This window comes from Tissierella pigra, from assembly GCF_009695605.1.
In the GTDB taxonomy this organism is placed as follows: domain Bacteria; phylum Bacillota; class Clostridia; order Tissierellales; family Tissierellaceae; genus Tissierella; species Tissierella pigra.
Genome location: NZ_VUNQ01000006.1, coordinates 86,143 through 106,982, shown reverse-complemented (window position 1 = coordinate 106,982; position 20,840 = coordinate 86,143). Strand labels below are relative to the sequence as shown.

Here is a 20,840-nt window from a genome sequence, read left to right as displayed (position 1 = left end):
ATAAATTAAAATAACCTTGGCAAAGATATAATCAAGATATTTAATTGTAAGTTTTATCCAGTTTAATATTTCTTGTCAGATTAGAGATGAGTAGTTATCTCTAAAGCACAAAGTTATTTACATTCTCTAGAAATTTAAGAATAAATAAGAAAATCTTTTCATATTCTCTAGTATTAATTAAACTTTTTATATGTTATTCATTTTATAATTAGTTAAATATAGAAGTTCCATAGTTAATATTCTAAATCTATTGTTAAAATTCAAGATATGGTATATAATGGAAATAATTATAAAATTAAATATAAAAATACTTAGGTTCTTTATATAATAGAGATTAAAAGATAATCATGTGTAAATCATGAACGGTCCGGCCACTGTAAATGGAGAGCAATTTTTTGACACACCACTGGAAAAATTCTGGGAAGGTAAAGAAAAGCTACGACCCATAAGTCAGGAGAACTGCCTAAGCTATATTTTCATTAGCCTTCCGGGATTGAGGTTAGATGTAGTGACTATGTGTATTGATATATGATTAAAATGTCTTAACTCCTGGAAGTTAAGACATTTTTTTTATTTAGGGGAGGTGCTATGCAAAGGTGAATGATAAAAATGTTAGTTTAAGGCTTACAGATAAGGAAAAAAATCTTATAGAATTAATAAGAAATACGGAATTTGGAGAAATCAAAATTATAATTCAGAATAGTGAACCCGTAAGAGTGGAAGAATTAAAGAAGTCGATAAAACTATAGAATATGCTGACCAGAAAACTGGAGGCACTACTTGTAATAAGGTAGTGTTTTTTTGTTTTTGTAGAAATTAAGAGGGGAATTTGTATTGAAAAGATTTATACCTTTTACATTAGTTAAATTATGGAGGGGTAAAATGAAGAAAAATATCATAAAAAAATTAATTCTTTTTTTCATCTTAATTACATTAATCATTCCTTTAACAGGATGTTTTTCAGATAAGGCTGAGGGAGTAAGCAGTAATGAGGATTTAGAAATAGACTATTTTATAGAGAACAAAAAAGATGAAGAAAGTTTAAAAGCGACTTCCCTACTGGCACAGATGAGAGAAAAGTTATCATCAAAAAATGAGGATGAAATTGAAATTGCAATAGAGGAAGAAGATGTAGTTCAGCAGGATAAAAAGGAACTATCATTTTGGGAGAAATTAAGATTAAAAAATTCGGAGAAATCTAAAGACGAAGAATTAAGGTTTGTATTAAAAGATAAAGAAGAAGGAAAAGATAATGTAGAAATAAAGCCAGCAGAGGACAAGAAAAAAGATAACTTTTTTGAACAAAAGTTAAGGGAGAAGGAAAGTAAAAAGGAAGAAGAAAAAGAGAAGGAAAAAGAAGAAAAGAAAAAAGAGAAAGACAATAGTAGAAATGAAAATAAAGGGGAAACGGAAAAAGAAAAAGAGCCAGAGAAACAGAAACCAAAGGAAAATACAGTAACCCTTACTATACGTTGTGACACAGCAGTAAATAAAGATATGCATAAAGACCCTAAATTTAAAGGAATAGTACCAGAAAGCGGAGTGATCTTATCTACAACCACATTTAAAATAAAAGATGGAGATACGGTATTAAATGTATTGGAAGTCGCAAGGGATAAATATAAAATACAGATGGCATATAGAGGAAATAAAGAATCAGCATACATAGAAGGGATAAATAATCTTTATGAGTTTGATGGAGGACAATGGAGCGGATGGATGTATTGCGTAAATGGCTGGTATCCTAACTATGGAGCTGGAGTATATGTATTGCAGTCAGGAGATGTAATAGAGTGGAATTATACCTGTGACTTAGGAAAGGATCTAGGTCAAGAATGGCTAGGGAATTAAATAAGAGGAGAATATAATGTCTTTTATTGAACTAAGGAATATTAAAAAAGAATTTAAAATAGGAGAAAATATAGTAAAAGCTCTTGATGGAATCAATTTATCTATTGAAAAAAAAGAAATCATTAGTATTACTGGGCGTTCAGGCTCAGGAAAATCCACCTTATTAAATATTTTAGCAGGATTAGAAAAATCAACAGATGGGGAAATTATAATTGAGGGAGAGCATATTGAAAAGATGGGAGAAAGTCAGAGAATAAAATTTAGACGTAAAAATATAGGATTTATATTTCAGTCATATAACCTATTACCTCAATATACTGCCTTGGAGAATGTAGCTCTTCCTCTGGCATTAAAGGGAATTGAACCAAAGGAAAGAATTGAAAAAGCCAGGGAGATAATGAAACAAGTAGGGATAGAAACCCATGAGAATCATAGACCTAATGAGATGTCAGGGGGACAGCAACAAAGGGTAGGAATTGCTAGAGCACTGATAACAGACCCAGCTATTGTACTGGCAGATGAACCAACAGGTAACTTAGATACTAGAACAAGCATAGAAGTCATGGAATTATTAATTAATCTTTTTAAAGAAAAGGGGACAACTTTCTTACTGGTCTCCCATGATGAAGTAGCTAAAAATTATACTGAAAGAACTATTAATCTACTAGATGGCAAAATCGTAGATATTGAACAAATATTTAGGGGGACAATTTTAACATGAAGAAGAGAAAAATATCCATTCTTTGTTTTATACTAGCAGTTTTTATAACTGTAGCTATGGCTAACTCAGTTTGGGCAGATACAACTACAACACCTGCACCATCACCTGCTAGAAACCAAGATAAGGTAGAAGGATCAGATAAAAAAGCAATAGTAATAGCAGACACAGGTGCATCTGCTGCCTTTGGAAAACCAGGAGAGAACATTATCATAGAACTCCCTCTAGCTGTAAACAGGGAATACTTACCCACAAGAAAGTATGTACTTAGAAATATTACCATAGAACCAATTATACCTGTAAAGCAGGAGGATATGAAGAAGTGGCCTTTTGAAATAAACCAGACAAGCTATGTAAAAAAGATGGAAGATATGACCTATGGAAGCATGGCAGATGTTTTTTATAGCTTCAAAATATCTGAAACAGCCAACAAAGGACTTTATCCTGTTACGTTTTCAATAAATGCAACAGTGTGGAGATTAGATGATATAAATGGAACCGATATAAAAGAAGATATAGAATTTCAGCTTGTGACTTATGTAAATGTACTAGAAGATGGAAGCCAGTCACAAAAGATTAATGAGTTAGGAGCATTGGCAATAGCGTCAGTTGATGAAGATGGAGCCATAATACCTGCCCCTGCAGGAAATGCAGGAGAAAGAGTAAATCTTAGACTTCCCATTGTAAATAATGGAGGAAATCTATCAAATATCAGCATAACTCCAGTTATATCTACATCGTTGGATGAATGGCCCTTTGTAGTGGAAGCAGTAAACTATGGGAAGAGTCTGCCACATATGAAGCATGGGGATATAACTTTCTTAGAATATGATTTCAAAATTTCTCCCAATATATCTGAAGGAGCAAAACCAATTAACTTCAGAGCAACATATAAAGAAAATGACGTATATATGGAGAGCTTGTTTTCAGCATATATCAATGTAGCAAAGGGAAAACCAGAGATAAAGGAACTTCCAGATTCTGTGCCTAAGCTGATAATTACAGGATATAGTATAGAACCAGAGGTAGTGTATGCAGAAGATGAGTTTCAATTGGTTTTAAACTTCCAGAATACCTCTCATAGTTCAACTATAAAGAATGCAGGTATTGTATTGACTTTAGAAGAAAATAGTATCATGCCTGCTAAAGGAGAAAGTGATACTAGGTATATAAATTCATTGAAGCCAAGGGGAACTACAAGTAGTACTTTTAAGCTTAAGGCATTGCCTACAGCCTTAAATTCCACAACTACAATTGCAGTTACTATGGATTATGAAAATGAAAAGGTTGTAAAGGGCACTGCCACCCAAGGAATAGTAATTCCCATTAAACAGAAAATGGAGGTATCAGTAGAAGAGCCTCTAATCTATGATGAGGATACTGCCGTAGGAGATCCTATAGCCGTAAGCATGGCAATTGTAAATAAAGGAAGGACTAAGGCGTTTAATTTAGAAATTGATATTGAAAGTGAAGATATTCTTATGTTTGAAAAATATTATGGGGGAGATTTGATACCAGCAGGTAAACATAGTGCAGATTTTCAAATTATCGGAGGAAAGACGGGAACCCTGACAGGTGATTTTGTAATAACCTATGAAGACATAGATGGAGAGATATTTGAAGAGAGAAAACCTTTTCAGGTGGAAATACTTAGTGAAACCTCTGACACAGATAAGATAATTCAAGGAGAAATTCAACAGCCTAAGAAGAAATCAGCATTGCCTTGGATAGGAGGCACAGGAGGAATAGGAGCCATTGCTTTAGGATATTTATATAGGTTTAAGTGGAGGAAGAAATAATGAAGTTTTCAGATTTTTTTCGTATGGGATTTATAAATCTAAGGCGAAGAAAAGTACGAACTATTTTAACAGCAGCAGCCATGGCAGTAGGAGTAGCCTGTATAGTGGTACTCATATCCATTGGAATTGGCTATAACCAAACATATCAGGAGTCTATTTCTGAAATGGGAAGTCTGACGAAAATAGATGTAACCCCTCCAAGGGAAACCAAGGGAAAAGTAGCTTTACTAAATGATAAAGCAGTATCAGCATTTAAAAAGTTAAAGGGAGTAGAGGCTGTAACTCCTGTTGTACAAGTAGTACCATATTTAAAAGGCGGAAAGTATATAGCTCCCATTAGACTATATGGAATTGATTTAGACACAGCAGGAGACTTTCAGATAACTCCATTGAAGGGACAACTGCCGTTGAAGGGCACAAAGCTTGTACCTCAGATTATATTAACAGATGATGTGGCAGACTCCTTTGCAGATCCTCAAACATGGGAGCAAATTAAGGATATGAAAAACAAACATCTAATAGACCCCATGAAGGGAAATATTAGACTTACCTTTGATTATAATACATTATCAGGACAGTATGTAGAAGGAGAAGATGGCAGAGCAGTACCAAGTGGGAATATCTATAGGATAGAGGTAACAGGAATCACCAGTATGCAAAACTATACATATTCTACTTCAGGATTTATACAGCTTAAAATATTAGAGGAATTAATAGAAGCCAATGAGGATTTTTTGCCTCCTTCCAATACAGCTAATGATATGAAAAATATAAAAACCTACCCTTTAGTATGGATAAAGGCTGATGATATAAAAAATGTACAAAGTATTACAGATGTAATAAGAAAGGCTGGATTTGAGACTTATTCCTTAAACGATATGCTGGAATCCGTGAAAAAGCAATCAAAACAAATTCAGGGGATGCTGGCAGCCATTGGGGCAGTAGCACTTTTAGTGGCTGGTATTGGAACAGCCAATACTATGATGATGGCAATCAATGAGAGAACTAAGGAAATAGGAATACTCAAGGTTCTAGGAACTGATTTAGGAGATATAGTAAAGATGTTCTTAGTAGAATCTGCAATAATAGGAGTTATAGGAGGAACCATAGGACTTTTTGTTAGTCTTATATTGCAAGGAATATTACCTATACTATTGAAGGAGATGGAAGTTCGCTCCATTATACCAATTTGGCTAGCAGGAGGAGCAGTAATATTTGCAGTATTTGTAGCGGTAATATCTGCACTGGGACCAGCAATAAATGCTATGAGAGTCAGTCCCCAAGTGGCCATAAGGGCTGAATAATTAGCAGTTTGGTTAAAGTGTAGTTTATTATAAATAAATCAAAAGATTGGAGGTATATAGAGGACTAGAGAGAAACAGGGAATTACATCCATAGTAAAGACAGGAAACAGTAATCTTAAGGGATAAGCCCATAAGATGAGAGAAAGAGATTTATAAGAAGAAAGGGGATAAGAGTATGTTTAAGAAGTTTAACAACAAAAAAATATTTAGTTTATTACTAGCATTAGTACTAGTATTGGGAATGAGTGTATCATCATTTGCGGCGACATTGACAGATGACGGGATATTAGTAGTAAAAGCAATAGAGGGTTCAAATGAGTATACAGCAGAGATGAAATTTGTAGATGTAGGGGGAGTCACCAGATATACAGGATATATTGAGTTTTCTAATTCCTCAAGTGTGGATTTAAGCGACGTGGAGATAGTTGCCACAATCGCAGGGTCATATACTCTAGAAGTAGATGGAACTCCTTATACTCCAAATATGAGTGTGGATTTTAGTGAGGGGTATGTAGATTTTGTTCTAAAATCAGGCAGTACAGTTTACAGAACTTATCAAATGAATGCTAATATCCAAGGAACAAGTGTTTTGATATTTGTAACCATTGATTTGGAAAATGCAAATGATTGGTTAGATGGAACTTATACAAGTCCTAATACCGGAGGTTATGTAGCTCCTACAGCAGCAGCTTATCCTGCAGCAGCAGCTAGAGTACAGAATGCAGTAACTGGACTGGAAAGTGGTTCATTATTCATACCGGTAACAGCGGAAGTAGGAGAGTCAGCAATGGATGTATTCCAAAAGGCAGTAGATGGAACCAATCTTAATGTAATCGGTATAAACAGCGGCTATGTAAGTGAAATTGGCAGAGGCGCTGACCCGACTTTGCCAGATCTATTATTCCAAAAAACAGAAGGGGAGCCAGATTTCCCATCATGGGATTGGGAGAAGGACAGAACAGGCTGGATATATCTTATAAATGGTGAGGTTGCTAATATAGGAGCATCTCAATATATTATAACAGCTAGTGATAGTACCTTAACATGGGGATATACCTTTGACTGGGGTATAGACTTAGGAGGACCTGAGTGGTAGAAGATGAATAAGGGTAAGGGGCTTGTGCCCCTTACTTTTTACATAAAATAAAAGAATAGGAAGATTTATATGAAAAAATATTTAAAACTAAAAAAAATATTAAGCTTTTTTTTAGCAATTCTAATTTTATTTACATCAGGGAATATTTCCTTTGCTTCAATTAGTGGTAGAGATTGGGTAGTCTATGCTTTTCAATCAATAGAAACTAAAGAGCATTTTAGCCCGGGAATGATTGTTCCAGATAATATATTAAACACTACTGGAGCGATTAGTATAAACTCTACTTTTATCCCCATAAAGGTTAAGGAAGCCACCATAACAAAGGCGAAAACATCTGCGTATAGCAATTCAAAAAATGGAAACTGGAATCAACCGCCATTGGGAGAACTAGTTATTGATGGACAAAAGCGTAACTATGAACTACCTTTAAAGTATCTTTATAGATTTACCTATGATAATGATACTAGGGAAGACTTTATGCCTGTATGGCTTATGGAGAATTATGACAAAAGTCAAAGAGTAGACCCTAAAGATGTAGAGGATTTAAAGGAGGATTTTAAAGAGGCTTTAGATGTAATTCAGTCCTTGGCAGATAAAATTGCCAGACAGGGGGAACCTAAAAAAACTGGGGATTATCACCCTATGCATAAAAATTATGCTATAAATGCAATTCGAGAATGGAAACAGATACTCTTAACAACTACGAATTCCACAGAATTCAGCCAGTTTCTTTCCAGAGAGAAAATAGAAGCATCTATTCCACTGCTTTATGATGTAGTAAAGTATATAGAATCCCATAGGATAAATGAACCTGAGATACTTGATTTTAAAATCGGTGAGTATTCAGGTGTAATTGATAAAGAAAGTTCTTTAGTGAATTTATATGTTCCGGAGGGAATAGAGCCGGATAAATCTCAGGTGGAGATTATCACACCTGATTGGGTAATTGGAAGATATAAATCTGGAGATTTTGAAATAGGGAGTTCTGCAATTTATTCTATAAGACCTATAGATGCGTCCCATGACAAATATATAGAATACTATGGTTTAAAGGATTATAGTCATATGGAAAAGGAGTGGACAGTCAAAGTATTAGAAGAAGAACCTAGACTGCTGATTAACTCTTTAAATTATACCAGCGAATATGGGGAAAAAATAGGTGGGATAATAGGAGAAGATAGCATAGACTTAGATATACCATTTTATATTGATTCACAGGAACTATATCTGGATATCTATCATACAGGTGATGAAGCCTATTATATAGATGAAAATAATAATAAAATTAAAATTGAAAAAAATAAAAATGTAAATATAGAAAAGATAAATAGTATAAAAATCGTAAGGGACGATTTAGAAAAAACATATACCTTAAATGTAACTTTAGAAAGGTCTCATAATAATGAAATTCTTTATTTTGGTATAGATGACTATAATGTAAATATCGACCATGATAATGGAAGGATTAATATTACAGCACCCTATGGAACCGATATTACTGCTTTAACACCAGATATTGGGATAGATTATAGAGCCAGTGTAGTTCCAAAGTCTAAAAAAACACAGGATTTTACAAATCCTGTCATATATACAGTAACATCTGAATCGGGGGAAACTAAAGAATATGAGGTAATAGTATCACATGGTATTGCTTCTTCTGAAAATAAGATATTATCTTTTAAGGTAGGAACCATAGACGGGAAAATAGAAGAAAATAATATTAAAGTGGAAGTTCCAAACACAGAAAATTTAAGTAATATAAAACCCTTTATAGGGATTTCTCCAAATGCAAAAGTAAAACCTGCTAGTTCGGAGGAAGTGGATTTTTCAAAGGGAGAAATTGATTATACAGTGACTTCCCAAAATGGGGAACAAAGAGTATATAAAGTATCCGTAATCCATAGTCAGGAAGAAGCCGTTGGCCCTGATGAAGAATATATGAACAAACTTAAACAATTAAGAGACAATATATACAATAAATATAAAAATGAAGCAACTCATGAAGATTGGGAATGGATGAACATAGGATTATACGAAGGAGAAAAAAATGGCACCTCTGATGGGATAAGGAGAACGACTGAAGATTTGCCTCAACGATTCGACATGTATGATGAAGTAGGAGAATTATCCAGCAGTAAAATTACAGATTTTGCCAGATTTGCTATGACTTTAACTGCTATGGGAGTAGATGCTACTAATCTAGAACCATTCAAAATTTATGGTAAACCCTTTAAGACGGATTTAGGTAGACCTTTCGGGAAAGAAGTTGTCAATATAATGGAGATGATGTATAACGGGGGTATCGGCGGTATAAATGGAGGAATTTATTCCCTTATAGCTTTAGATATGGGGAATTATTCCATACCTGCCAATGCTGATATTACCAGAGATGATTATATTGAATTTTTGCTAAATCATGAATATGGTTCCGATCCCTATGGAATTGATATGGTAGCCATGCTGATGCAGGGATTATACCCATACCAGAATCATCCCGTCTATGGTGATAAAGTAATGGATAAATTAGAAGAAGGGGTAGAGTCATTCTTAGGGGATAAGCGAGGAGGAAAATCAGTTAAAGGAGTAGAGCCATTAAATGATGATTTCTTAGGGATTTCATGGGGAGATGTAAACAGCGAATCCACATCTCAGGCTATCATAGCCCTATGTTCCATGGGTATCGATCCTTTTTCAAATTATAGATTTTCCAGAGGACCAGAGGATAATATGATAGTCAATTGGATTAATAAATTTGCTACTCCTGCAAGGGACGGATTCGGACATACTAATAATAGTTATAATTTCATGGGAACTTATCAAGGAATGTATGCTCTTCAATGGTATATCAATTTTGTAGAAAATGGGGGAAAAGCCTATTCCTTATACCATGATGCAGTTCCATTTGATTTTAGCTCCAATTTCAGCGATAAAGCTGAAATCACCTATTTTGAGTTATTAGGTAAGGAAGGAATGATTGACCATGAAAATAGCACAATAACTATTGAGATTCCCATGAATACTACAGATGAACAGTTAAAGGTAAAACCTATTATAAAGATTTCTAAAAATGCAGTCATTAATCCAGCAATAGGGGTGCTTCAAGATTTTACAAAAGAGATTTCCTATATTGTAACTGCTGAAGACGGGAGTACAAGAAAGAACTATAGTATTATAGTTGAGAAAAAAGAAGATATATTAAGCGGAGAAAAAGAAATAACCTCCATTGGTATAAAGGAATTTCCCACTGCCAAAGTCAATATAGATAACCATAATAGAGAAATATCCATAATTCTTCCTAGCGATACTGAAGAATCCAAGTTGAAAAATCTAGTATTAGATATAGACTTTAAAGGTAAAAGCATAGAAGTTAAAAGCAAAAATCCTAATCCTAGTGAACCACAAGACTTCACTAAAGATGTAATATATATGATAAGGGCAGAGGATAGTTCCATAGCTGAATTTACAGTAAAGGTCTCAATTGAAAAGGAAGACTCATATGAATTTACAAAATTTGTGCTTCGTGGAGTAGAAGGGGAAATAGATACTATTTTCAATAAAATAGTGATAAATTTTCCGAAGGAAGCATCTAGAGATTATCTAAGACCAAATGAATTTGAATTTGAACCAGATGAAGTTAATACAACAGTAAATCCAGGTTATAAGGTAGTAGAGTCTTTTGAAGATGAAGAAGAATATTCAATAAATCCCTATCCAAATTTTCAAGATGGAGTAACATATACTGTAACATTAAACACAGAAATTGAAATTGGAGGAAATAGCGAAATTGAAAAATTCTCTATTGGAAATCATGTGGCGGAAGTAGTCGGAAAATCTATTAAATTAAAAATACCAAAAGGAATGACCAAGACGAAATTTATAGAAAGTTTAAGCGATCAGGAACCGGAAATAGAATGGAGTGGAAAGAGTATTGATCCTATGCCAGGAAGTGAAAATAATTCTTTAAAGTATGAATTCATAAATTCTCAAGGATACAAGGATTATAAAGATGATTTTCTAAAAGATTATGTTCTAACTGATAATGATAATAATGTAAACTTGTATACAGTTGAATTTATTGGCGGAAGTACATCTCCTGGTACAGGAGACGATGAAGAAAATGATGATATAGAAATAACCTACTTTACTGTAAATGGCATAAAGGCGACTATAGATAACGGAAACGGAAGGATTTTTCTAGATGTTCCATTTGAAATGGAAAATTACAAGGTATTTCCCATAATCACGGCAAGTGAGGGTACAAGTGTATATCCTGATTTAAGACAGCCTATAGATTTAAGGCGAAATAATATATTTACCCTTAAAAAGGGAGACACATATAAACACTATACTCTGATAGTAAGACGGGCAGAACCAAAGCCTGCAACTTTGCTTTGGCGATATATGGAAGAGGATTTAAATATACCTTATTATCAATTAGTTGAATAAAGGAGGAGACTATGAAGAATTTTATCAGAGGAGTAATGATATTTGTTTTAGTGCTTATAAACATAATAAATATAAACACAGCATTTGCAGAAACGGAACCAGAAACAATAACATTGACCATAAGGGCAGTTGTAAATGATAAAAAGATAGATGAATTGATAAATGCGGGAATAGTAGTAGAAAAAGATGGAGAGGAAGTATTAAAAAATACCGTAAAAGTAGAACTGGGGACAACAATAACAATAAGGGCAGTAGACGGAAATAAAAGCTTTTTTAAGGAATGGAAAAGACCTACTGGTGTGAATAATTTAGATTTTATTGAGCTATTCGGAGGCTCACATGAGACTCCAGAATTGACATTTGTGGTAACAGAAGAGTTTAAAACAAGAGAGATAAAAACCATAGAAGCCAGTTATAACCATTTTATTGAAATAGATCCAAGCAGAACGGACTTTGGAAAAGGGACTGTTGATATTGAAGTGACAGGAAAGGGAGCTAATCTTTACTCGAAGAATGGATACCCTTTAGGACAAAATAATGATATAGTAAAATTTAAAGCTGATGCAAAATCGGGATATGAATTTGAAAAGTGGGAGTTTATAAGGGCAATGCCCATAATAGGATTAGGGGCGGCATCAAATCAAGATGTGAAAGAAACTGATGCTGAAATAGAAATAATTCTTCCTGCAATACCTAAACAAGGCCCCTCTTTCCCTCAGAATTACCTTCCTGTAATAGCTCATTTTAAAGTTTCTGAAAAACAAAGCTACAGGGTATCCTTTAACACAAATGGAGGAAGCACTATAGAGGAGCAGCTAATAGATGAAGGAGAAAAAGTTGTAAAACCAGCAGACCCTACTAAAGAAGGATATAAATTTATAGATTGGTATATAGATGAGACCTTAGAAAATGTATTCGACTTTGATACAGTTATTTCAGAGGATACAACTCTATATGCAAAGTGGAAGGATAATAATAAAACCTTAGATCCTAGTGATTATATAACCAATATAAAAATTCCTATTAGTCCAAAATCTCCAGACATAAACACAGTTTTTTTTCATAAGTATGAGCTTGTGGATAATAAAATGCTTCTATATATAGGAAAGGATTCTTCTTCTTGGAAAAATCCGACTTATAATGCATTTCTAGGATTTACTGATCCAATTAACGGTATGGGAAGATTGATGAATGATAAGCTTGTTATAGAAACCACAGGTATAAAGGAAATAAAGGTGGATAATCAGGCAGAGAATGAAACTATCTCTGATCCCAAACTCATAAGTATTAAAGGTTTTGGAGCAGAAGCGGATAAATGGAGAGAAGGTATATGGTTTAATGATTTTGGTGCTAAGGTCATATATAAGGACGGTACGGAACTTAATAGATCCAGATTTGATAAGGATAAACCCCCTTTATTTACTTTTATAACAGAGAATGGAGATGAATTTACCTTAACTTGGGAAGCTATCAAGGTAGAGGCAGAAATTGAAGAACTGATTGAACTTACAGTAAAAGCCTCTGATACAACATATAATATTTATGACCCAGAAGTAAAAGCTGGTATTCTGCAAGAGAATGAACTAATAGGATATAAGGAACTTAAAAAAGAGGATAGAGTTAGTATAAAAGCAGAAGATGGTAACAAGAGTTTTTTTACTAGATGGAAAATATGGAGAACGGAAGATATTGATATAGATAATAAATTAAATATACTTTTAGGAGAAGAGATCACAAATAGGGAAATAGAATTTAAGATAGGAGATTATGCCTTTGAATTGGCAAAAAATTATAGATTACAAATTGAAGCACTATATAAGACATATACTATTATAGATACAACTCAAACATCATATGAGGAAGGAAATATAGATATTTTAGTATTTGATATGAACGGAAAGGAAAGGAAAGACTTCAACTCAAAGGACGGTTTCCCTCTTTCAGATACAAAGGATATAATAAAGTTTCGAGCAATACCCGAAGCTGGATATGCCTTTGATAGATGGGAATTTATAACTCCTGGTGTTGCAGGGACAGGTACTAAAAATCCTAATGTGAATTTAAATTCTCCGGTCATTCAGATTGAGCTTCCAGAAATGATTTCGGGAGGTGATCCTGAGAAGAACTATAACCTTAGACTTAAAGCTGTTTTTTCCGAAAATACTAAAAATATTGAAGAAATACTAGATATGGAAGATGAAGAATTCATCCAAGGATATGATAACTATCAATTGCCTTCAACAGTAAAGGTAAGATATGATGATGGAAATGGAGGTTTAGAAATAATAAACTGGAATGAATCCGTAGAAACAGCTATATTAGGAAAGAATATATTTACAGGTACTATTGGAGATACCGATGAAGTAGTAAAGATTAATGTCATCATGAAAAAAATCACAGACATCAATGAAGAAGATAAGATTCAAGAAATAACAGTTTATAGGGATTTCTTTGGGGAATATCAAAGCTATCGTTTGCCAACAACCATTGGAGTGAAATTGAATGACGATAGTGAGAGAAGCATAAATATTGGAGAATGGAAAGGCAAAGATGTATACTATAATGTTAATCATTACAGTATTCGTTACTACAACCACGATACCTATAAAGCAGAGGGTACAATAAAAGGTTTTGATGGGAAAATTGAATTAACATTAAATGTAAAAAGGGAATCGGAGAAGCTGAAACTGAAGGTTGAATTTAATTCCAATGGTGGTAGCTCAATCACTTATCAAGAGATATTAGAGGGTGAAAAAGTAACCATACCCCCTCAGAAACCTACAAAAGATGGGTATAGCTTTGCAGGCTGGTACAAGAATGAAGGATTAACACAAGAATTTGATTTTGATACACTAATTACAGAAAATTTAACTCTATATGCTAAATGGGAAGAGGAACCCGTACCTGAAACACTTGAAATAACATCTGTAGAGCTGACTGAAGATGGACAAGTGGTTTTCGAAGGAGTAAAGGTGGGAAATACATTTTCCATTACACTTCCTAAGGATTACAGTAAAGAGTTGGATGTAGGTCATATTCTGAAAGTTACAGGAACTGAAGGCTCATGGCTTCAACAGGATATAGGACATGGGGCTCCTATAGAGAAGTGGGCTGCGGGAGATGTGGCCAATAGCATTCTTGTAGAATACGGACCTAAAAAGTTTACCATATCTAAAGATGGTGAGTCTCGGATTTACTATATAGAAATTAAATCCTTTGAAGAAGAAATACAGAGATATACAGTAAACTTCAACTCCAATGGAGGAAACAGTATATCTCCACAAGAAGTAGAGGAAGGTGGCAAGGCTGTAAAACCAAGTAATCCAACTATAAATGGATATAGCTTCATAGGGTGGTATAAGAATTCAAACTTAACCCAAGCTTTTGATTTCAATACTCCTATAGATGGAAATATAACCCTATATGCAAAATGGGAAAAAGAACCTACTAATGAACTGCCTAGAATTCTAAAATTTTCTCTTTTAGGCTATGAAGCTTCAATAGATGATAGAAATGAAAGGATTACTATTAATATACCTTATAATATGGATCTAAGCAATCTTGTTCCAAGTATTACAATAACTGAAGGGGCTACTATTTCTCCAAGTAAAGATAGTGCAGTAAATTTCAACCGTACTGTTTATTATACAGTATATGGATCAGGTAATACTCAAAGGACCTACCGTGTAATAATAAATATACCATCTGATAGAGATTCAAGTTACTGGGATGATTATTATGATAACTATAAAAAGGAACGAGACGATTATTATAAGAGAAGGGGAGAAATCTCTTGGTGGGAATTAGCAAAGGAAGCAAAAGAAAAAAGAGCAGAAGAGGAATTGAAAATAAAATCTGAAAGAGACGAGAAGTTAGTACTGAAGGAAAGGGCAAAGATTTTAAATGATGTAGGTAAGATTGAATCGAGAGCTAGAAATAGCCGCAGCTCTTTGATGATAAATGATCGATTTAATCATATAGAAATCAGACCTACTGTTTCAGATTTCAAATCAGGATTCAGTAATATAATAACCATACCCAAAGATGTTCTGCCAAATTTATTAAAGGGAGAATATGAATTCATAAAATATCATACTGGGGTTGTAAATATAGAGATATATCCATCTATGGAAACAGCATCTGGATTAAAACTAAATTTATGTGACATACCTAAGGATATACGAGAAAAATGGAATAAAGTAAAGGGAAAGGGTTATATATTCCAAGTAGAATCGGATTCTACTAAGGGTGGACTTTCCTATGAAATAAATCTAGAAAAACAGTATCCAGTGGAAAAACTTAGATTTGTAAAATACAATTATATGAAGGGGAATTTTGAAGATGTTTCTCCTGAGAAATGGTATGTATTCAACGGAAAACTTCGTTGTGATAAGGTTTCATCAGGGATTTATGGAATAATATACAAGGACTAGAATATTAATTGAAATATATAGATAGGGAGGGTTAATATATGAAGAATAAAGTCAAAAATTTATGGAGGATTACTTTTCTTATTATATTAAGCTTTAGCCTTATATCATGTACTGTTACAACATCCTCAACAGATTATAATATAGAAGAAAAAATAGTAGAAACAGCTAAATTTATGCAAGAAACTATACCTGATCCAACAGTGTCCTCCATAGGAGGAGACTGGACTATAATGTCTTTGGCAAGGGCAGATATAGAGATTCATAAGGATTATTTTGAAAACTATTATGATAATGTGGTAAGCATTCTTGAAGAAAATCAAGGTATACTCCATGAAAGAAAATATACGGAATATTCTAGAGCTATTCTTGCTTTAACTGCCATTGGAAAGGATCCTTCAGATGTGGCTGGATATAATTTGCTTGAAAAATTAGCAGATTATGAAAAGGTTATATTTCAAGGGATAAATGGACCCACATTTGCATTACTAGCCTTGGATTCCAAAAACTATGAAATTCCTTTAGTTCCAGAGGTAAAGATTCAAGCTACTAGAGAAATGTATATAGATAATATATTAGAAAGGCAACTACCAGACGGAGGGTTTTCCATAGCAGGTGATGATGCTCCTGCTGATCCAGATATGACAGGAATGGTATTGCAAGCTTTATCAAAATACAAAGATATGGTTAAGGTAAAGGATGCTATAGATAAGGCTGTGGAATGTTTATCTAAGCTTCAATTGGAAGATGGAGGATATGAAAGTTGGGGAGCTGCTAATTCTGAATCTGTAGTGCAGGTTATTATGGCTTTAACAGAGCTGGGGATTGATCCAAATGACAGTAGATTTGTAAAGAGTGAAAAAACGTTAATAGATAATTTAATGACTTTCTATGTAGATGGTGGAGGCTTCATGCATATAAGAGAAGGTGAAAAGGAAAATGGAGGAGCACAAGCGGGATTAGTAGATCCTATGGCAACAGATCAAGGAATGTATGGAATAGTAGGGTATCAAAGATATATGAACAATATGAATAGTTTCTATAATATGACTGATGTGAATTAACTATAACTTAGGATATAAATTAAGGTGATAAAAGATGAAAAATAGAAAAGTTAAAATAGGAATATTTGTAATCTTTGTATTGATAGTTACATTTTTTTGGGGTGGAAACAAAACTGTAAATCCTCTTGATTCCAATGAGATTTATGTAGATATTGACATAAATCAGGATGAAATAAATAAGGAACAAAAATTAGAGAAACAAAACATAATAGAAGAAGATAAAAATAATAGTGATGAAAAGGATAAATACTTAACAGACCCAGTTCCAGAGGGAAAGCCAAATCCAGTTGAATGGCAGGATATAACCATAAATAAGGAAAAACAACTGACAGCAACTCTATCTGTTACAAGTAAGACCATATTAAATAATATACATTTATTTAATAAAGATAAACTTGAAGTGCTGCCTGAGGATGGAATTATTTATCCCCCTCAGACAGTAAATTTCTACGAAGGAGAATCTGTATTCCATGTTTTGCTAAGAGAGATGCAGGCAAATAAAATTCATATGGAGTTTGTAATGACTCCAATATACAATAGTCATTATGTAGAGGGAATAAACAATATATATGAGTTTGATTGCGGAGAATTAAGTGGATGGATGTATAAGGTAAATGACTGGTTTCCCAATTATGGATCTAGCAGATACCTATTAGAGGATGGAGATATAATAGAATGGATTTATACCTGTGATTTAGGCAGGGACATAGGTGGCGGTTTTGCTGTTACAGGAGGAGAAGAATGATGTATGATAGTTTTTCTAATTTTCACCCTATAGTAAATTTCATATATTTTTTAGCTGTATTAATCTTTAGTATGTTCTTTATGCACCCTATATTTCAAATAATAGCTTTAATATCAGCTATTACTTATTCAATTATGATAAAGGGATTAAGAAAAGGTATAAGATTCAATATTATATATATGATGCCAATGTTATTGTTTATGGCAATTCTCAATCCTTTGTTTAACCATGAGGGAGTTACTATATTATTTTATCTAAAGGATGGAAATCCAATTACATTAGAATCCATATTCTACGGCATAGCTTCAGCTACTATGTTTATTACAGTTATTATATGGTTTTCTTGTTATAATGCAGTTATGACCTCCGATAAATTTATCTATTTATTTGGGCGGATTATACCTTCATTATCTTTAATTTTTTCAATGACTCTTCGGTTTGTTCCAAGATATATAGAACAAATAAAGGTGATTTCCAACGCACAAAAATCTATAGGCAGAGATTTATCTCAAGGAAATATTATTAGAAGGGCTAAAAATGGAATCAAAGTATTATCCATAATGACCACATGGGCATTGGAAAATGCCATCGAAACAGCGGATTCCATGAGGTCAAGGGGCTATGGATTACCTGGAAGGACTAGCTTTTCTATATTTTCTTTTGATAATAGAGATAAAATAGGAATTTCAGCCATATTACTATTAGTGCTGGTTATTTTAACAGGGGCATTTAAAGGAGAAAACACAATTAGATTTTTCCCATCTATTAAATTTAGTGAAGTAACAGGATTTAGCCTACTGGTATATCTAGCATATTTAATATTATGTATGATGCCTGTAATTATAAATATTCAGGAGGAAGTTAAATGGAAGTCTATAGAATCAAGGATTTGAATTTCACATATCCATTAATGGATAAAAAGGCATTAAATAATATAAATCTTATAATAAATAAGGGTGAATTTTTAACGATATGTGGGAAATCAGGTTCAGGAAAGAGTACTTTGATTAGACAATTAAAAACTATACTTTCACCTCATGGAAAAAAAGAAGGTGAAGTATATTTTTCTGGACAACCTCTACCAAAGGTTGAACATAGGATTCAGGCTTCTCAAATCGGATATGTATTTCAAAATCCAGATAATCAAATAGTAACAGATAAGGTTTGGCACGAGTTAGCTTTTGGACTGGAAAGCCTAGGATATGATAACAAAACCATCCGAATTAGAGTAGCAGAGATGGCTAGTTTTTTTGGTATTCATAATTGGTTTCATAACAAGGTAACTGAGTTATCAGGAGGACAAAAACAAATTCTAAATTTAGCAGGTATAATGACAATGCAGCCTTCTGTATTGATTCTAGATGAGCCTACATCTCAGTTAGATCCCATTGCTGCCTCAGAATTTATTGAAACCATAAAAAAAATCAACCAAGAATTAGGTACAACTATTATAATGACTGAGCATAGATTAGAAGAAATAATTCCAATATCAGATAGGGTTATAGTTATGGATGAAGGAAGTATTATTAGTGAAGGTACACCTGAAGAAGTTGGTAAAGATTTACATAGAAATAACCATCCAATGGTTCATAGTATGACATCAGCTATGCAGATATATGCAGGAGTAAGAAATCAGTTGCCTTATCCTATTACGGTGAATGAAGGAAGACGGTGGATTGATTCGTTTATGGAAGGAAAAGATATAAAGATAAATTCTGTAGAATCTATAAGAGAAAAAAGAGATGTAATAATAAAACTTAAAGATATTTGGTTTAAATACGATAAAAGCTTACCTGATACCATTAAAGATATGTCTTTGGAAGTAGAAAAAGGGGAAATATACTGTATATTGGGAGGAAATGGAACTGGAAAGACTACAGCATTATCAATTATTAGTGGAATATTAACTCCTTATAGAGGTAAGGTTTTCATAGGGAATAAAAACCTAGCTAAGATGAGTACCAGAGAAAAATTCATCAATAATCTAGGGGTATTACCTCAAAACCCTCAACACTTATTTGTAAAAAAGACTCTTGAGTTAGATTTGTATGAAATGTTGTCAGAGTTAAAGATACCTAAAGAGGAAAAGTCTCAAAAGATTAAAGAAGTAGTAGAGCTAACTGAATTGGAGAACCTATTGAATCGGCATCCCTATGATTTAAGCGGTGGAGAACAGCAAAGAGGGGCTCTTTCAAAAGTATTATTACTAGAACCTAAAATATTGTTATTAGATGAACCTACTAAAGGGTTAGACAATTTTTTTAAGGAGAAACTTGCAAAAATTCTTAAAACTTTAAGTAATAAAGATGTAACAACTGTAATGGTGTCCCATGATATAGAATTTTGTGCAAAACATGGAGATACTTGTGCTATGGTTTTTGACGGAAATATAGTCAGTTCTAAACCAACTAAGGAATTTTTTGCTGGGAATAGTTTTTACACTACATCTGCAAATCGTATTTCTAGACATATTTGTTCAAAAGCAGTAACTATAGAGGATGTGATTAGATTATGTCAAGAAAATATTTAGGGGAGAATTTTTTAAAGTCTAGAACTTTAATCTCAGCAATTATTATTTTAGTACTGATTCCAATAACTATTTTTTTTGGAATATACTTTTTAGATGATAGGAAATATTATTTCATTAGTGTTTTGATTATTATTTACACTATAATCCCATTTATAATGATATTTGAGAAACGAGAGCCACGGGCTAGAGAATTGGTTGTCATAGCTGTATTAACTGCCATAGCTGTAGCAGGGAGAGGTGCATTTTATATGCTACCTCAATTCAAGCCTGTTGTGGCAATTGTAATTATTACTGGGGTGTCACTTGGACCAGAATCTGGTTTTCTTGTGGGAGCAATGACTGGATTTGTATCTAATTTTTTCTTTGGACAAGGTCCTTGGACACCGTGGCAGATGTTTTGTTTCGGAATAATTGGATTTTTAGCAGGCATATTATTTCAAAAAAAAATTCTTAAGAAGACCAGATTATCATTATGTATTTATGGTGGGTTATCTACATTTTTCATATATGGTGGAATCATAGATATTGGAAGCCTTCTAATATTTACTTCTAATTTTTCATGGAAAGCTTTATTAGCAACTTATATTTCAGGGTTTTGGTTTAATATTGTTCATTCTATTTCCACAGTCTTTTTTATATTTTTCATTTCTCAGTCTATGATTGAAAAATTAGATCGGATTAAAATTAAATATGGTTTGATTGAGATAGAATAGTATTGAAGTTAAATTTTTATTAGTTAAGACCCTATATATTTGAAAATAATGGGGAATATATAGATTACTATTTAATATGTATAAGTCTATAAACTATTGATTTTATGCTTCTACTATGTTAAAATAGTAATGTTTTAGGGGATA

13 protein-coding genes and 1 riboswitch are annotated in these 20,840 nt (G+C 33.2%); all 13 genes read left to right on the top strand.

Translation table 11 applies throughout. The features are described 5' to 3' along the window. Nucleotides 1-296 precede the first annotated feature (296 nt). Nucleotides 297-481, top strand: a riboswitch (cobalamin riboswitch). A gap of 115 nt (nt 482-596) precedes the next feature. The 13 genes from FYJ83_RS19885 to FYJ83_RS04440 all read left to right on the top strand — a co-directional run bounded on the left by FYJ83_RS19885 (nt 597) and on the right by FYJ83_RS04440 (nt 20,696). Then, nucleotides 597-749, top strand: coding sequence for a DUF2292 domain-containing protein (locus FYJ83_RS19885; RefSeq protein ID WP_216584993.1), 153 nt, complete (start codon nt 597-599; stop codon nt 747-749). 133 nt (nt 750-882) lie between these two features. Next, complete coding sequence (locus FYJ83_RS04495; RefSeq protein ID WP_154439148.1) at nt 883-1,851, top strand: DUF4430 domain-containing protein; 969 nt, start codon at nt 883-885, stop codon at nt 1,849-1,851. A gap of 16 nt (nt 1,852-1,867) precedes the next feature. After that, nucleotides 1,868-2,572, top strand: a complete 705-nt coding sequence (locus tag FYJ83_RS04490; RefSeq protein WP_154439147.1) for an ABC transporter ATP-binding protein — start codon at nt 1,868-1,870, stop codon at nt 2,570-2,572. Further along, nucleotides 2,569-4,368, top strand: a complete 1,800-nt coding sequence (locus FYJ83_RS04485; RefSeq protein ID WP_154439146.1) for a COG1361 family protein — start codon at nt 2,569-2,571, stop codon at nt 4,366-4,368. Before FYJ83_RS04490 ends, FYJ83_RS04485 begins: the two co-directional genes overlap by 4 nt. Then, entirely contained in the window at nt 4,368-5,672 is a 1,305-nt protein-coding gene (locus FYJ83_RS04480) for an ABC transporter permease (protein WP_154439145.1), read from the top strand. Before FYJ83_RS04485 ends, FYJ83_RS04480 begins: the two co-directional genes overlap by 1 nt. Nucleotides 5,673-5,847: 175 nt before the next feature. Next, entirely contained in the window at nt 5,848-6,768 is a 921-nt protein-coding gene (locus FYJ83_RS04475; protein ID WP_154439144.1) for a DUF4430 domain-containing protein, read from the top strand. A gap of 69 nt (nt 6,769-6,837) precedes the next feature. Further along, entirely contained in the window at nt 6,838-11,214 is a 4,377-nt protein-coding gene (locus tag FYJ83_RS04470; RefSeq protein WP_154439143.1) for a DUF5018 domain-containing protein, read from the top strand. 11 nt (nt 11,215-11,225) lie between these two features. Beyond that, a complete protein-coding gene (locus FYJ83_RS04465) occupies nt 11,226-15,647 on the top strand; it encodes an InlB B-repeat-containing protein (protein ID WP_154439142.1) in 4,422 nt (1,473 codons plus the stop codon). Nucleotides 15,648-15,685: 38 nt separating this feature from the next. Then, nucleotides 15,686-16,708: a prenyltransferase/squalene oxidase repeat-containing protein gene (locus FYJ83_RS04460; protein WP_154439141.1), complete on the top strand. Its 1,023-nt coding sequence runs from the start codon at nt 15,686-15,688 to the stop codon at nt 16,706-16,708. 34 nt (nt 16,709-16,742) lie between these two features. Further along, nucleotides 16,743-17,453: a DUF4430 domain-containing protein gene (locus FYJ83_RS04455; protein ID WP_154439140.1), complete on the top strand. Its 711-nt coding sequence runs from the start codon at nt 16,743-16,745 to the stop codon at nt 17,451-17,453. Continuing rightward, a complete protein-coding gene (locus tag FYJ83_RS04450) occupies nt 17,450-18,346 on the top strand; it encodes an energy-coupling factor transporter transmembrane component T (RefSeq protein WP_154439139.1) in 897 nt (298 codons plus the stop codon). Before FYJ83_RS04455 ends, FYJ83_RS04450 begins: the two co-directional genes overlap by 4 nt. Next, the gene (locus FYJ83_RS04445; RefSeq protein ID WP_154439138.1) at nt 18,319-19,983 is read left to right on the top strand and encodes an ABC transporter ATP-binding protein; all 1,665 of its coding nucleotides are present in this window, start codon (nt 18,319-18,321) and stop codon (nt 19,981-19,983) included. The genes FYJ83_RS04450 and FYJ83_RS04445 overlap by 28 nt, the downstream gene beginning before the upstream one ends. Then, entirely contained in the window at nt 19,965-20,696 is a 732-nt protein-coding gene (locus FYJ83_RS04440) for an ECF transporter S component (RefSeq protein ID WP_154439137.1), read from the top strand. Before FYJ83_RS04445 ends, FYJ83_RS04440 begins: the two co-directional genes overlap by 19 nt. Nucleotides 20,697-20,840: the final 144 nt, after the last annotated feature.

Excerpts from the sequence above, each read along its gene's own strand:
- FYJ83_RS04455 (WP_154439140.1), top strand. The coding sequence starts at position 16,743 with ATGAAAAATAGAAAAGTTAAAATAGGAATATTTGTAATCTTTGTATTG.
- FYJ83_RS04465 (WP_154439142.1), top strand. The coding sequence starts at position 11,226 with ATGAAGAATTTTATCAGAGGAGTAATGATATTTGTTTTAGTGCTTATA.
- FYJ83_RS04445 (WP_154439138.1), top strand. The coding sequence starts at position 18,319 with ATGGAAGTCTATAGAATCAAGGATTTGAATTTCACATATCCATTAATG.
- FYJ83_RS04480 (WP_154439145.1), top strand. The coding sequence starts at position 4,368 with ATGAAGTTTTCAGATTTTTTTCGTATGGGATTTATAAATCTAAGGCGA.
- FYJ83_RS04490 (WP_154439147.1), top strand. The coding sequence starts at position 1,868 with ATGTCTTTTATTGAACTAAGGAATATTAAAAAAGAATTTAAAATAGGA.
- FYJ83_RS04460 (WP_154439141.1), top strand. The coding sequence starts at position 15,686 with ATGAAGAATAAAGTCAAAAATTTATGGAGGATTACTTTTCTTATTATA.
- FYJ83_RS04485 (WP_154439146.1), top strand. The coding sequence starts at position 2,569 with ATGAAGAAGAGAAAAATATCCATTCTTTGTTTTATACTAGCAGTTTTT.
- FYJ83_RS04440 (WP_154439137.1), top strand. The coding sequence starts at position 19,965 with ATGTCAAGAAAATATTTAGGGGAGAATTTTTTAAAGTCTAGAACTTTA.
- FYJ83_RS04450 (WP_154439139.1), top strand. The coding sequence starts at position 17,450 with ATGATGTATGATAGTTTTTCTAATTTTCACCCTATAGTAAATTTCATA.
- FYJ83_RS04470 (WP_154439143.1), top strand. The coding sequence starts at position 6,838 with ATGAAAAAATATTTAAAACTAAAAAAAATATTAAGCTTTTTTTTAGCA.
- FYJ83_RS04495 (WP_154439148.1), top strand. The coding sequence starts at position 883 with ATGAAGAAAAATATCATAAAAAAATTAATTCTTTTTTTCATCTTAATT.
- FYJ83_RS04475 (WP_154439144.1), top strand. The coding sequence starts at position 5,848 with ATGTTTAAGAAGTTTAACAACAAAAAAATATTTAGTTTATTACTAGCA.